General features: G+C 37.2%; 12 protein-coding genes. 2 read left to right on the top strand and 10 right to left on the bottom strand.

Features of this window, described 5'->3' with window-relative positions:
* Positions 1-147: 147 nt before the first annotated feature.
* From EPJ90_RS07505 to EPJ90_RS07490, 4 genes are all read right to left on the bottom strand, one after another.
* Positions 148-1,128 (bottom strand): YhdH/YhfP family quinone oxidoreductase, encoded by a 981-nt coding sequence (locus EPJ90_RS07505; RefSeq protein WP_200542898.1) that lies wholly within the window; start codon positions 1,126-1,128, stop codon positions 148-150.
* A gap of 93 nt (positions 1,129-1,221) precedes the next feature.
* Entirely contained in the window at positions 1,222-2,970 is a 1,749-nt protein-coding gene (locus EPJ90_RS07500; protein WP_244660401.1) for a DEAD/DEAH box helicase, read from the bottom strand.
* Between the two features lie 215 nt (positions 2,971-3,185).
* Positions 3,186-3,941 carry an exodeoxyribonuclease III gene (locus EPJ90_RS07495; protein ID WP_200542900.1) on the bottom strand — a complete coding sequence of 252 codons (756 nt, stop codon included), beginning with the start codon at positions 3,939-3,941 and terminating at the stop codon, positions 3,186-3,188.
* Entirely contained in the window at positions 3,941-4,732 is a 792-nt protein-coding gene (locus EPJ90_RS07490) for a hypothetical protein (RefSeq protein ID WP_200542896.1), read from the bottom strand. The genes EPJ90_RS07495 and EPJ90_RS07490 overlap by 1 nt, the downstream gene beginning before the upstream one ends.
* 109 nt (positions 4,733-4,841) lie before the next feature.
* Here EPJ90_RS07490 and EPJ90_RS07485 point away from each other — a divergent pair, with 109 nt between their 5' ends.
* Positions 4,842-7,274, top strand: coding sequence for a PD-(D/E)XK nuclease family protein (locus tag EPJ90_RS07485; protein ID WP_200542895.1), 2,433 nt, complete (start codon positions 4,842-4,844; stop codon positions 7,272-7,274).
* Positions 7,261-10,383, top strand: coding sequence for a UvrD-helicase domain-containing protein (locus EPJ90_RS07480; RefSeq protein WP_200542894.1), 3,123 nt, complete (start codon positions 7,261-7,263; stop codon positions 10,381-10,383). The genes EPJ90_RS07485 and EPJ90_RS07480 overlap by 14 nt, the downstream gene beginning before the upstream one ends.
* Here the strand turns inward: EPJ90_RS07480 and EPJ90_RS07475 are convergent.
* The 6 genes from EPJ90_RS07475 to rnmV form a co-directional block, all read right to left on the bottom strand.
* A complete protein-coding gene (locus EPJ90_RS07475) occupies positions 10,359-10,781 on the bottom strand; it encodes an NUDIX hydrolase (protein WP_125163923.1) in 423 nt (140 codons plus the stop codon). The genes EPJ90_RS07480 and EPJ90_RS07475 overlap by 25 nt on opposite strands.
* Positions 10,774-11,745 carry a ribose-phosphate diphosphokinase gene (locus EPJ90_RS07470; RefSeq protein ID WP_125163922.1) on the bottom strand — a complete coding sequence of 324 codons (972 nt, stop codon included), beginning with the start codon at positions 11,743-11,745 and terminating at the stop codon, positions 10,774-10,776. The genes EPJ90_RS07475 and EPJ90_RS07470 overlap by 8 nt, the downstream gene beginning before the upstream one ends.
* Before the next feature lie 6 nt (positions 11,746-11,751).
* A complete protein-coding gene (gene glmU / locus EPJ90_RS07465) occupies positions 11,752-13,116 on the bottom strand; it encodes a bifunctional UDP-N-acetylglucosamine diphosphorylase/glucosamine-1-phosphate N-acetyltransferase GlmU (protein WP_125163921.1) in 1,365 nt (454 codons plus the stop codon).
* 178 nt (positions 13,117-13,294) lie between these two features.
* Positions 13,295-14,137, bottom strand: coding sequence for a 4-(cytidine 5'-diphospho)-2-C-methyl-D-erythritol kinase (ispE, locus tag EPJ90_RS07460; protein ID WP_200542893.1), 843 nt, complete (start codon positions 14,135-14,137; stop codon positions 13,295-13,297).
* Positions 14,130-14,942, bottom strand: coding sequence for a 16S rRNA (adenine(1518)-N(6)/adenine(1519)-N(6))-dimethyltransferase RsmA (rsmA, locus tag EPJ90_RS07455; protein ID WP_200542892.1), 813 nt, complete (start codon positions 14,940-14,942; stop codon positions 14,130-14,132). Before rsmA ends, ispE begins: the two co-directional genes overlap by 8 nt.
* Complete coding sequence (gene rnmV / locus EPJ90_RS07450; protein WP_200542891.1) at positions 14,926-15,483, bottom strand: ribonuclease M5; 558 nt, start codon at positions 15,481-15,483, stop codon at positions 14,926-14,928. Before rnmV ends, rsmA begins: the two co-directional genes overlap by 17 nt.
* Between the last annotated feature and the right edge of the window lie 12 nt (positions 15,484-15,495).

Below are 15,495 nucleotides of genomic sequence, written 5' to 3'. Positions count from 1 at the left end.
TGAAAGTGATGGAATTGTTTTTCCGTTCTTTCTTAACGTATATATTTCTATTTTCTCTTCTCTTGTTAACTTTGACATATAAAAACCGAACCTCCTCATCTTTGTTCAAGATTTGGGGTTCGGTTCAGATATCTACGGTTTCTTTTTTTATAATTTCACGATTGTACGTCCCATCATTTTTCCTTCAAGAATATCTTCAAGTGCTTGAGGAACATCTTCTAAGGTTATCTCACGATCACAAAGCGCATGAATATTACGCGGTTTATAATCAGTCGCAATCAGTCCCCATAAGACATCTTTTAGATTATTATTGACTGAGTCAATCCCAATGACTTGAATACCGCGTAAGATAAAGGGAAATACAGTCGTTTCAAATTTTGCACCGGCAGTATTACCACTTAACAAATAAACACCTTCATAATTCAGATGTGGTAGCAAATACGAACTGTACTTTCCACCAATTGGGTCAATGACTGCGGTCCACATCATCTTTCCAAGGGGTTTTAGAGGTTCTTCCGTTAATTCATCGGGATGCATTACTTCTTTAACATTCATATTTTTAAAATAATCTTGAGCAGTATCCTTCTTGCGACTTACCGCTGTTACCGGATAACCGAGACGGTCTAAAATTGCGCAAGCCACTGAACCAACACCACCACTTGCTCCTAAAACCAATACAGGTTCGCGCTTCATTGGATTTGTCTGTTGCATCATACGATAAACTGAAAGGGCAGCAGTATACCCTGCTGTTCCGATAATTGCAGCCGTTTTTAAACTGAGTGATTCAGGAAGTAAGGTCACCTCTGACGCAGGGACCGAAGCATATTCCGCAAACCCTCCAGTTCGATATTTTAGAATATCATGGCTTGTGACAATGACCTCATCACCAATATGAAATTTCTCAACATTTGATTCCACGACGGTTCCTGTAAAATCAATACCCACAACCGTAGGATATTCACCTACAACGCGTGTTTTGGGTCTCATCGCAAGGCCATCTTTATAATTAACACTGGCGTAAGAGACCTTAATTAAAACATCATGATTTAGATCATCCGTATTGAGTATTTTTATTTCCGGTATGACATTATCGTGATTGGTATTTAAAACGAGCGCTTTATATTCCATAAGACCTCCTAAAAGTGTTGCTATTGATATAATAGCATAAATATGGCCATTTTCGAATTTCGCACAAAAAAAAGATGGGTAAACCCATCTCTTTTATCCTTTGTTGTTACGACGACTTTGATCGTTTGAACGTCTTCCGCCATCACGACGTCCACCATCACGGCGACCTCCGTCACGACGTCCACCATCACGGCGACGATCATTTCCACCGCCACGACGTGAGTCACGTCCTCCGCGTCCGCTACGTCCACCACGTGGTGTTGGTTGTGCAAATTCATCAACCATTGTAACGTTCACGTCTTTATTATTAATTTTTGTTTCTGATAATTTATTAATAATATCTTGTGCAAATTCACGGGGAACTTCCACTGTACTTTCATTATCATCAATTTTAATACGTCCAATATCTTTTCCGCGAATTCCACTTGCAGTTGCGATTGCACTTACAAGGTGAGCTGCAGAGATACCATCACGATCTCCAACGGATAGTCCAATACGTGATATTTCACCTTTATTCTTAACATCTTTTTGTTTTGAAACTTTGATTGCTTCTAAGTTTGATTCACTAATCATCTTATTAATGAAAGCAATAATAATTTCTTCTTGTGTGAAGTTCTCTTTACGAAGACCTTCATAAGCGATATTAAAGAGTTTTCCTTGTTCATGATCATTCCATTTACGGATTTCACGAGCAAGTTGATCTACCATTAAGTCATTTAATTGTTCTTTAGTTGGTAGTGGTGTTTCAACGATTGTTGAATTTGATAAACGTTCGATTTGCTTAATTGCATAACGTTGTCTACGTGATACTAAAGTGATCGCAAGACCTTCTTTACCAGCACGACCTGTACGTCCAATACGGTGTACATAATATTCTAATTCTTGAGGTATATCGTAGTTTATCACTACATCCATACTGTCAACATCGATTCCACGTGCCGCAACATCGGTTGCAATTAACACAGAAACCATACCTTTTTTAAAACGGCCCATTACCATTGAACGCATTTCTTGTTTCATGTCACCATGTAACCCTAAAGCAGGGAATCCCGCTTTGTTTAATTGCGTTGTAAGTTCATCAACCATTTTTTTGGTATTACAGAATATCATTGTTCCACTTGTTTTATGCAATTGTAATAATTGAATTGTTAAATCAACTTTATCTCTTGATTCAACAGTGTAATAGATTTGTTTAATACGAGAAACAGTTAGATTGTTACGAGATAGTGTGATTCTTTCTGGTTCAACCAAAAATTTCTCGCTTAATTTAACGATTTCCTTAGGCATTGTTGCTGAGAAGAATGCGAATTGGCGTTCTTCAGGAAGGAATGAAAAGATTTCTTCAATATCCTCAATAAATCCCATATTTAGCATTTCATCAGCTTCATCCAAGACAATATGACGGCAATCATCTAAACGGATTGTCTTACGTCGAATATGATCCATTAAACGACCTGGTGTCGCAACTACAATGTCTGCTCCACGTTTAAGGTCTCTAATTTGTTTATCAATAGGGCTACCTCCGTATACACATGCGATGTTAACGCCTTGTTTATACTTCGAGAAACTTCTCATTTCTTCAGCCACTTGCATACATAACTCACGTGTAGGACATAGGATTAACGAATTTGTTCGTTTCTTATCTCCAGGTTGAGTCAAACTTAGCATTGGTAACCCAAACGCCGCAGTTTTACCTGTACCTGTTTGAGATTGAGCTAATAAGTCATGATTACCAAGCAACATTGGAATTGCTTGTGATTGTATATCTGTTGGCTCTTCGTAACCTTTTTCGATTACGGCTCTTACGATTTCTTCTTCTAATTCTAGTTCTTTAAATGTCATTAATTTTCCTACTTCTTTCAACACACCGTGATAGTATACCATTATCATCAACAAAAGTCATGGATTTACATCGATATCTCGTAATCATTTACAAGATACCGTTTACATTATATGTGTGATTATAAATACACAACGTTTATCATTAACGTTAAACTTTCACCGTTTACACAATTTAATAAAAACCTCTTGATGACGTATCATCAAGAGGTTTATGTTTAAAAATTAAGTTTAAGCATTACAGGACAATGATCACTTCCAAGAACTTGATCGAGAATATCTGCATCTTCAATGGCATTTCTTAATCGTTCAGAGACAACGAAATAATCGATTCTCCAACCCGCATTGCGACTGCGTGCATTAAAGCGATAACTCCACCAAGAATAACGATCGACTTCATTAGGATGCAATTCACGGAACGAATCAATAAATCCTGCATCGAGAAGATTGGTGAACTGTTCCCGCTCTTGATCGCTAAATCCCGGGTTCTTTCGATTCGCTGATGGATTTTTTAAGTCAATCTCTTTATGGGCAACATTTAAATCCCCACATAAAACCACCGGTTTTGACTCATCCAACATCTTTAAGTATTCTCTAAAATCATTTTCCCATTGCATACGATAATCAATGCGTTTCAACTCGGGTTGTGAATTGGGTGTATAAACACAAACTAGAAAAAAGTTATCATACTCACATGTGATGACACGTCCTTCAGCATTATGTTCATCTTCTTGAATTCCGTAGGTAACGTTAATCGGTTTAATACGCGTATAAACCGCGGTGCCAGAATATCCTTTTTTTTCTGCATAATTATAGTATGCGTAATAGCCTTCCGGATCGTAATCCAATTGACCCGCTTGCATTTTTGTTTCTTGAAGACAAAGGACATCTGTGTCCATCGCTTCAAAAATTCCTTCAAAATCTTTTTTCATAACGGCACGTAAACCATTAACATTCCACGAAATTAGTTTCATCATATCCTCCAAAGTTCACTAAACGGTATAAATTCTATTTTATTGCAATACTCTTTCGCTTTTTGACGATGTAATTTAATATCGCCTTGGTTTGTGTTCAGTAAGGTGTCCTTATCCATCATATATTGCACATAGAGCATTTTTTTCAGTAAATACCATGAAGCAATGGTTTGGTGAATGCGATCTGCTCGTCCTTGCGGATCATCACGAAGGCTTTGGTTGATATATTGAATATTTTCTTGACCTTTGGCAATCGCACTTTCAATGAGATGTTCCGTGTCACGATAATGACGGCGATCTTGTTCGCGTTGAAGTGATGCGATCGTTGGACGATCACTTGGTAATAGCTTCAACAACTCCAAGATGATCTCAGTTTCTTCAATTGGTAATACCAATACATTATGACGGTAAGCGCCTAAAATTCCTCCTTGTTCTGTTAAGCAATAGTAAATACCTTTCGCTTCAAGGTAATTACGATCGACAAGGATCAAAGCAAACTCTCGTTCATGCCCTTCACTATACAAAATTAAAGGCGCTTTAATATAACCTTTCGGAATTTTATGGACATCTTTATAGCGAATAATTTTATTCGCTACTAAATCTTTATTTATATGTATACGGACGTTTTCCAAAACACGTACGGAATCATCCATTTCTAAAACGTTTTCAAGTAATTCTTTATATTGAGCTTGATCACAATTTAGATAATCCTCGAGAAAACCATTAAATGTACAATCATGGCCCCCCTGGCGCTTATCTTTGATCTCACTCATAGCATAAACTAACCCCATAGTTTCCCCCTTTGTTTACTTCTATATCATGACATATTTATGGAAATTTTAAAAGACCCATACACTTCCACTCAATATCCCTTATAATTGATATTAAAGGGGGCTTTTTATGCACAAAATCATTGTTAGTAATCGAATCTTTCATGAAGATTTGAAGCACATCTTATTATCTGAACAAGAACATTATCTCGGGGTGGCGATCCGTGATTTTAAACTTGCGTTTTTTGAATCGGATACCCATCGTCGTTCTGTGGAAATCTCTGTGTTTAATCAACTGCAAACCTGTGATTGCCCACGTCTTCAAGAAGTCTTAAAATATCCCAAGACGATGCATGTTCTCATAGACTTACTCCAAGAATTATATTTGTACGGTTTAACACTTGATGCATGTCCTCGTAATACACCCTTACAAGAAGAAATATTTCAATGTTTATCTTTGATTGATCCTTTTCTTGAAAAGCCCGTTGTCAAAGATGGTGTTGATTATGAGGCGGTAGCCTATGGGTTATCCCATGCAGAGTATACGTTTTTAGCGCGTCATAACATTCCGTTTATTAAACCCCAATCACAATCACTTGAATCATTAGCATTTAAAGTTGCATTAAATCCCCGTAGTGAACTCGAAGCGGTCATTCAAGATATCATTCGTAATGGTTATCAGTCTGCAACCATCGCGGTTGCCAACCCAACAACAATGGAACCTCTAATAGAATCGATTTTTGAACGTTATGGTTATCCATTAAAATTACAAGACCGTCGTTTTGAACTGATGAAATCTCAATATCGAGCTTTGCTTGATTTTGCTTTTGACTCTAATATTCATCAATTAATTAAAGCGATTGAGTCCGGAGCTTTTGGCTTAAAACGTCGTGAAGATCTTGTAACTTATCTCAACCATTTTGAATTTGATCTTAGTGATGTCTTTGGCGTCTATGATTTATGTGAGGAAACAGAATCCTATCCGGATTTGTTTGCCCTTCAAAATCGAATTCAGGAAGATGTTGTGCTTTTACAAGCCACCCTTGCTTCGATAATGAATTTAGATTTTAAGGAAACGTTGATTGCCTGTTATAACGTCATCAAAAGTCATACACGCGGTGATTTAACCCCACTTTGTTCTTTACTTGAAAATCACTTAGGAGAATATCAGGAAGAAACCTATTTATTATTGTTGGAACATCTTGACGCACTTCAAATGCATCAACAGGTTAATGCCCCACTACGGATTGTTGATTATGGTTCATTGCCTTTAATCCCGCAAGACCACTTATACGTTGTGAATTTATCCGCTAAGAATTTTCCTTCAATTCGTTCACGGACTGGAATTATCGATGAGGCATACTTAAGCTCTATTAAAGGTTATCCACGATTAGATGAACGCACAAAATTTACACTTAACATGCAAAATCATATCTTTGACCACAATGCAAACATGACGTTGTCGTATAGTTCCGCTACCTATGAAGGAAAAGGCCAAGAAGTTTCCTACCCTGTTGAACAATTTGCTCACGCTAATGGGGTTGCGCTTGAGTCTTGGATTTTGACGCAAAATACCCATCGAAAAACGGTTAAGCATCGTTTAAGCCCTCATCTTGCAGAAAAGCTCTATTTAGAAGAAGGGAAATTAGTCGGTTCGATATCAGCATTTCAAATGTTTGTAAATAACCCTTATCAATTCTTTATGGAACGTGGATTAAAGATAAGAGAACCTGAAATTCTTAAATTTGATGCCCGAATTATCGGTACTGTTAATCATGCCGTGATGGAATATTACCACGATTGCAAAGATCTTGATCCTTGGACGGATGTACGGAAGGTATTTCCCATGACTCAACCACGTTATCGTATGATTTATGATCGAAATCAAGACTTAATGAAACAGAATCTTGATTTTATTGACGCCTCAATGGCAGATACAACCTTCCAAGTTGTATCCAAAGAACGTTGGTTCCGTGAAGAAACAATGTTTAAAGGAATCATTCTTCGCGGTATTATTGACCGTATTGATGAAAACGATCATTATGTACAAATTGTCGACTATAAAAGTTCTCAATTAGCGATGACCGCTGAAAGCGTTAAGGCTGGTACACAATTGCAATTACTTACTTATGCAATGATTGCGGAAAAAGTGTTCCAAAAAAAATGCCTTGCAGTATACTATTATGGATTTAAAAATCCAAACCTAACCGTTCCATCACTCGAGTATAAAGTTGCGAAAGGCGTTGTTTCAAAAGACGTTGATTTTGAGGCGGAATGGCTAAAATCGAAACGGTATCGCGGTTGGTTATTTGAACAACCACTTGACTCGTATGATTCCGCAATCTACTTTGGTGGATTACGAGAATCTAAGGATGGGGTGGTTACAACCTGGACTAAACCCTATGACATGAACAAAATCAAACCACTCCTTACTCAAGTTTACCAAACCATCTATTCGGATATCTTAAATGGCGTGTTGGATCCCGAGGATTCAAGTATTGAAATCGATAAAGATTTAGATTTAAAGAAAGAAGAGGAGGAAACGAAACATGACAACCTTTAATCCCCAGCAACAACAAGCCATCGAAGCATTGAATCAAAATGTAATTGTTTCTGCATCAGCTGGTGCTGGAAAAACTACCGTTTTGATTGCGCGTTTGATGAAGCGTATTATTAAAGATAATGTTCGAATTGATGAGGTGTGTGCGATGACCTTTACCGAAGCTGCCGCATCTGAAATGAAAACACGACTTCTTGCCGCGCTCAATGATGAGTATCGAAACAATGCATCCGACTTTATCGCTGAACAAATATCTTTGGTTGAGACTGCACAAATTTCGACAATCCATTCTTTCTGTCTCACCATCATTAAAAACTACGGTTATATCATCGGCGTCAACCCCTCCCGGGCTGACAACATTCTAGATGATGCACAAACGAAACTCTTACAACGTCAAGCAATGCGAGAAACCTTTGATATGTGGCTGCAAAATGACTACGAAAACCTTAAATATCTGTTAGATATCTTTTCTTCTAATCCACTTGACTATGCATCCTTAGAAACTGCAATTTACGATAATGCTACGTGGTTGATAAGTAAAAAAGATCCAGATTATGCAGTTCAAGCTGTTAAATCGCTTTATAGCGCTACCACATTTAACGATTTCCCTCAGGAATTCCAACAAATCTTTTTTAACTTTTACCAACAACAAGTTCATGAAATCATAAAAGATGTACAGGCAATTATTGCGATTTCTGATGAATCCTATGACCCAAATGACAAAAAAGGGAAAAAATACTTCGAGCAAAGTACCATGTTGCTTCAAGTTCTTGAAGGCCTTGGTAATCTCAAAACATTAATTGATCAAAACGACATTCGCTTTTACGACCAAATTCCAACTGCTTGCAACTTCAAAGTTATCGCAGACACCAAAAATGATGTTTACACCGAACAACGAAAACGCATTGAGAAAACTGTTAATCGAATTTTTGAAAACTACATGCCTTTGAATGAACATTTCCAATTATTAAATAATCAATTGGAAACCGTATCACTTTTAATTCAGATGACACAAGATTACTTGAATACCTTTTCATCCCTTAAAGAAGAAGAAAACTGCTTAGATTTCAATGATTTTGAATCGATGGCGTTGCAAATTTTGAATGAAAATAACGGTGAAATATCTGAATTGGTAAAACATAAATATAAAGAAATTATGGTTGACGAATTTCAAGATACCAATGAATATCAAGATGAGATCATTACTAAAATATCAACAGGGAATAATATTTTTAGAGTTGGTGACATCAAACAGTCCATTTATCGATTCCGAGGGGCCAAGCCAAATATCATGCAGAACTTAATGCTTGACGACTCGACTCAGAATCTATATTTAAGTTTTAACTATCGTTCAAAAAAAGATATTGTTGAATACAACAACTTTGTGTTTGATAAACTCATGAACTTAACATTTGGAATTACCTATGATGAGCACGACCATGTAAATGTGGGGATTCCCTCTCAAAGTGAAGATACACATCCCGTAGAAATTCATATCATTGAAAAACTCGATAATCGTTTTAAGAAAACATCTGATCAACTTCGTGCACAGCATATTGCACAAGAGATTATTAACTATCATAATCAAGGTTATCGCTTTAAAGATATGGTAATTTTAGTTCGATCACACGCAAGTAAGGGTTATCTTAAAGAAGCATTTGAGGAATACAATATTCCTCATTATATTGATGATCAAAGTGGTTTCTATAAGTCCGAGATTATTGCTTCTGTTGTCGCATTATTAAATTACGCAACAACATTCCATGATTTTTATCTTGTTCCTGTGCTCACATCACCGTTTTATAACTATTCCGATGATCAAATCGCATCGCTTAAACTTATGGATGCACCAAGTATTCGTAAAGCACTGGAAATAGAAAATCCCGAACTCTACATGTCCCTTGAGACCATGGTTTTATCGTGGCGATCTAAAGATCTTATCTCAATTATTCAAGAAATTATTCAACTCAATGATGTCTATAATAAAACGCTATCCTTACAGGATAAAACAAATCTGGACTTCCTCCTTGAAAAAGCAATTCAATACCAAGCATCTTCAGTTCCGACTTTACAGGGATTTGTACGCTTTGTTGCGGAGTTTAAGGACGATACCAGTAGCGAAGCTTCACCACTGAATAAAGATGAAGATATTGTAACTGCAATGACCATCCATCAATCCAAAGGATTACAATTTCCAATTGTATTCTTGTGGGGTATGGGACGTCATGCTGTGCGTGACCACAGTGATATTTTACTTAATGACGATGCCTTTGGGATTGGATTGAATCATGTTGAATTACCGATGCGCTTTGTTTCTCGCAATTTAATTCGAACTGTTATGGAAATAAAACAAGATAATGAAGAGATTGAAGAAAACCTTCGTCTTCTCTATGTTGCACTCACAAGACCCCAGAAACACCTTATTCTTGTTGATGTAGTCAAGGAATATCAACCCGCTTCTTTAGATTACCAATTACTTAGAAATCATAAGCGAAAAGTTGATTTATTACTTGCTGCAAGTCCTCACAACACCATTTTACGTGTTATTGACGGAATGGAACTCACAGAAAACAGTCTTAATCCGATTAGCGAAGATGAAGGAGCCACAGTTTTCACTGAGAAACTGACCCTATCTTTTGATCAAGAGGAGCCGATAACTCCTAAAAACCGTGATTTAAATTTCGATAAGTCCTTTGAGTTTGCTACCGGATTTGGGTCTACCCTGCACGAAGCCATTGAAAAACTTCCGCACCGGATTTGGACCGATGCAGATCTTAAAGATTTCGAACCAAAATTCAAACGGAGACTTCAAGCATATAACGAGCATCCATTTACTCAAAAGCTCTATAGATATCCACACATCTATCATGAAATGCCTTACTTAATTGAAGGGGATGCGGGTGTTATTGATTTTTATGTGTACAATGAAACCGAACTAATTCTTGTGGACTTTAAAAGTGATCATGCTTCTTTAGATATTATTGTAGAACGTTATGAAGATCAGATTAAAGCATATAAAAAAGCCCTCGGTATAATCTACCCAGAGCTTTTAATTAAAACATATATCTACAGTTTCCATTTAAATCATTACATACCTTGTTTGGATTCATAAATTAAATCCATCATATGCTTGATATTACCTTGACCCGCAAAGCGTGTGTCATCCGAGAAATCCTCTGTTATGGGCATCCATAATAGTGGATTTTTTTCTGGAACGAGAACGACTTCTCGGTTGAGGTAACCGTAAAATACTTGCAACTCGATACCGTCTTCAAAATATTGTGTAAAAAACAACGGTTTGATTTCGATATCATTTACGGTTATTCCACTTTCCTCGAAAAGTTCTCGATAGGCACCCTCGATATCGGATTCTCCTGGATTCTTTTTGCCACCAACAAAGTTATAGAGTCCCTTATAAGGATTCTTTTGTCGATGACACATCAAAACGTTTTCGGCCTTTCGGTCGAAAACGATAATGAGATTAACTTTAAGAAATGTTTGACTAGTCATTGAATAAATCAAAGAGTGTACTTACAGGAGTATGTAATTGAATCGCTTCAATTGCTTTCGCAAGCATATATCCAACAGAAATCTCTTTAATTTTTGGCTCTTGACGTGCTTCTTCTTTTAAAGAAATTGTATTTGTAATCAATAGTTCTTTAATGTCAGAATTTGAAATGCGTTCAATTGCCGGTCCTGAAAGAATACCATGTGTACATGCACAATAAACTTCTTTAGCACCTTTTTCATATAACATGTTGATTCCACCCATGAGTGATCCAGCGGTATCAACCATATCATCAATAACAACGGCAATTTTACCATCAACATCACCAATTAAGTTCATTGCTTCCGCAACGTTTGGTTTTGTACGACGTTTATCGATAATTGCGATTGTTGAGTTTGGAATTGTGTCTGAAAGACGACGCGCACGAGTTGCTCCACCGTGGTCTGGGGATACAACAACAACTTCATCTTGGAAGTTTTTATTTCTATAGTATTGACCAATCATTGCGACTGCAGTGAGGTCATCTGTAGGAATATCAAAGAATCCTTGAATTTGTGGTGCGTGCAAGTCTATTGTCACAACGCGGTCTGCTCCGGCTGTTTGTAATAGATTTGCCATCAATTTTGAAGTAATTGGTTGACGTGCACGAGCCTTACGATCTTGGCGTGCATATCCATAATATGGCATTACAATCGTAATTTCTTCTGCAGATGCACGCTTACATGCGTCAATCGCAATAAGAACTTCCATATATGTCTCACTTACTGGTGAACTTGTAGATTGGATAATGTAAACATGTTTTCCACGTACAGAAACAAGTGGTTCGATTAAGATTTCGCCGTCTGCAAAATGACGTACATCAATCTTACCGCGCTCTAAATCTAAATGCTCACAAATCTCATCTGCTAGTTCTACGTTCGACGATAACGCAAAAATAACTGTATTGTCTTTCATTTCTTCTCTCATAGTCTTTTATTTACCCTCTTTATTCTTGTATTTCGCACCATATCCAGGTTTGTTTTCCTGACGAGGCCGTGCAATAGCCATCTCCCCATCAGCAACATCGCCATTAACGGTCGATCCTGCCGCCACCACTGCATTTTCCCCTATAGTAATTGGCGCGATTAGGTTCGCATTGCTTCCGACAAATGCGCCATCGCGTACTTCAGTTTGATATTTCTTCTTGCCGTCATAATTTACGGTTACAACGCCACAGCCAATATTAACTTTATTTCCAATTATTGCGTCACCTAAATATGTCAAGTGTGCACAGTTTGAATATTCTCCAAATCGAGTGTTCTTAAACTCAACATAGTTTCCAACTCGAGCATGAGAACCCACAACGGAATTCATTCTAAGGTGTGATGACGGTCCCAATGTTACAAAATCTTTAACTTCACTGTTTATAATGCGAGAAGCATCAATTGTGGAATTTTCACCAACAATTGCATTTTCAAGCCAACAGTTAGGTAAGAGCGTAGTTCCTGTCCCAATAGTCGTATCACCATAAATATGATTATTAGGATAGATCGTTACATCTTCCGCAATTTGAACATCCGTTCCGATGTACGTTGATTGTGGATCCATAATGGTTACTCCATTCGCAAGATGCTTCGCATTGACGCGTGCCTGTAACCACTTATTAGAGATATTAAGTTGCATTCGATCATTTACACCTAAAAATTCTTGGTGATCTGATACACGTAAAGACTGAATCGAATGACCATTCTTCTTCAAAATCTCTACAAGTCGAATGAGATTAATTTCTTCAGTAACTTCTTCGTCACGAATCTCTGGTAAATATTTAAAAAGTAACTCATTGTTTACACAATAGATACCTAGACTGATTTCTGTAATTGACACTTCGGATTCTGTCAAATTACGGTAATCGATAATCCGATCAATGTGTCCTTGGTTATCGCGTACAATACGACGATAAGTCCCAGGATTTTGTAATTGTGCAGAGATAACCGTTAAATCATGCCCCTCATGCTGTTCATAGATATGATTTAGCGTCTCTGGCTGAATTAATGCACAGTCTCCAAACACTAAGAGTGTCGAACCTTCTTTTCCATGAAGTTGCTGTGCTTGCAATACAGCATCTCCAGTTCCAATTTGTTCACTTTGGAATGCATATTCAACACGATCACCCAAGTAAGATTCTACCTGCTCATTTTGGTGTCCTGTAACAACTACAATTTTATCGGTATTAACCGCTTCAAGATGATCAACTAAATGACCAATCATAGGCTTATGAAGTATTTCATGCATAACCTTGTTTCGATTTGATTTCATTCGGGTACCTTTACCCGCAGCTAAAACAATTGCATATTTCATTGTGACCGCCTCCGCAACCATTTTAACACATTTCAAACTGTTTCATTCGGTAAAACCGTCATATTTCATAAAAGTAAATGTAAAGTATGGGTGATATGTCCCTAAACATGTGTTTTTAAATCAACTTTCAAGAAATAATCATAAAAAAAAGAGTTCTTTGTGAAAACAAGAACTCAGATTAATCTTCTGTTTTTAAAATCTTTCCATATTTTATAAAGGGATAATCTAAAACGAGCGCCTCATATGCCTCCATGACTTTTTCCTTTTGATTGGATAGACCATAAATGGATGTTCCGCTACCGCTCATACAAACGCCTTCAAGCCCTTGTTTTTCAAGGATTCGCACAACTTTTTTAAGCCGTGTATTGCGTTTAATAACAGGGTGTTGAAAATCATTATGTGTATTCGCAACTAAAGCCTTATAATCATTGACATCAATTGCCTCGAGACAACGATTAAACATCTTTAAGTCTGTAAAGTCTTTAAAACGTTTTAAAAACGACTTTGTGCTCACTCCAAAGCTGGGTTTAATGAGTAGGTAATAGAGATCCATATCTAAATCTAAAGGGGTTAAGATATCGCCAATTCCCTCCACAACCATGGGTTGATTAAAAAGACAGTAGGGCGTATCTTCATCGATTTGACGTGCAATATCAATCAACGCTTGATTTGTAAGGTTTAATTGATACATCTCATCAATCATTCGTATGACACAAGCGGCATCAGCACTACCGCCACCAAGACCTGCTTGTGCAGGTATGTTTTTAACGATTCGCACTTTAAAATTATCTTCGAGATTAAATTGACGTTTCATAATCATGAGTGCTTTAAAAACAGTATTTCGTTTATCATTCGGTAAATATGTTTTATCCGTTTCGATGTGCATGGTGTCATGCTTCTCAAGATAAACCATATCAAAAAGATCAATAGGGACGATAATGTTCTTGAAGTGAAGCATGTTATCGACCCTTTTTTCTGCGTGCAAATAGAGTGTTATCTTTGCATACGCTTTTTTACGCATATAAAGCTCCATAAAGACGGAGATAGTCCTCAAACGTTAAGTAATCCGCACGAATGTTTGTTTCAAGCCCTAGCGACTCTAAAACACCCGCATAATCAACATCTTTATCAATCGTTTTTAAATTATTCACTAATGTCTTACGTCTAAACTGAAAACACTTCTTAACAAATTCAAAGAATATTTTCTCATCATACGGCATTGTTTGATGTTTCGGTGTGAGTTTAATGACAATACTTTCCACACCCGGTCTTGGATGGAACGATTCCTTAGACACTTTTAAAACCGTCTTTACATCAAAATAATATTGCATTTGAATCGAAAGAGAACTGTAATCTTTTGTTTGTGGACTTGCGCCAAGACGATCTGCAATCTCTTTTTGAACCATAATCGTCATTGCAACAATATCCAACTCCATCAATCTAAAAAGAATTGGGGTTGTGATGTAATACGGTAAATTCGCGCAAACCGTAATGGGTTCTGTATACATACTTAAATCCGCTTTTAAAAAATCTTGATGAATGACCTTCACATTATCGTATTCCTCAAGTGATTCGTTTAAGATTTCAACCATGTGAGGATCAATTTCATAAGCAACGACGTGATCATATGTTTCCGCGAGTTGTTGCGTCAAAGCTCCTAAACCCGGACCAATCTCCAAAACAGTCCCACCCGCACCACTTTGTGATGCAATATTACGGACAACAGAAGGATCAATGATAAAATTTTGTCCAAAGTGTTTCTTTGCGCGTCGTTCATAGCGACGTAGTAATTCCATACTTACGGAATAGTTAGCGATTGTTTTCATAATTACTCTCTTTCAAAACCATTAGGCAGTCTGCTTTCGTAATATTAAGCATATTTAGATATTTCAGGCATGATTTCGCATTTGACTTAGGAAAACGAAATGCCTCCGACAACAAATCACGACGCAATGCACTATCACTTGCGCCACTGAGTCCCAAAGATTGGAATTCCTGAAGCGTTAAGGATTGATTGTTTAATGAAAAAGTAGAGCATGTACTTAATGCCTCAACGATATCATCACAGTCTGCATGTTCAATGCCTACTTTTTGTTTCTTTTTTGTTTGTAAGACATGAAGCGATGCATGCTTGCATATTCCGACCGTCTCAATAATACGACGTCGAATCATTTCACCAGGCCCATCCGGATCGGTAAACACAATAATCCCGCGTTCTTCATTCAATCTTTTACATAATGCCAAGAAATCTGCTGACATGTGTGTGCCACTGGACATAATAACATCGGCATCAACACATTTAAGGATTTTTTCCTTGTCATGCTTTCCTTCTACAACAATTACTTCTTGTATCTTTAGTTTGTTCATGGGTCAATTATA

It is taken from the genome of Erysipelothrix sp. strain 2 (EsS2-7-Brazil) (genome assembly GCF_016617655.1).
GTDB classification, from domain to species: Bacteria; Bacillota_I; Bacilli_A; order Erysipelotrichales; family Erysipelotrichaceae; genus Erysipelothrix; species Erysipelothrix piscisicarius.
Note: the sequence above shows the minus strand (reverse complement) of the source record. Positions and strands in the feature narration are given on the sequence as shown.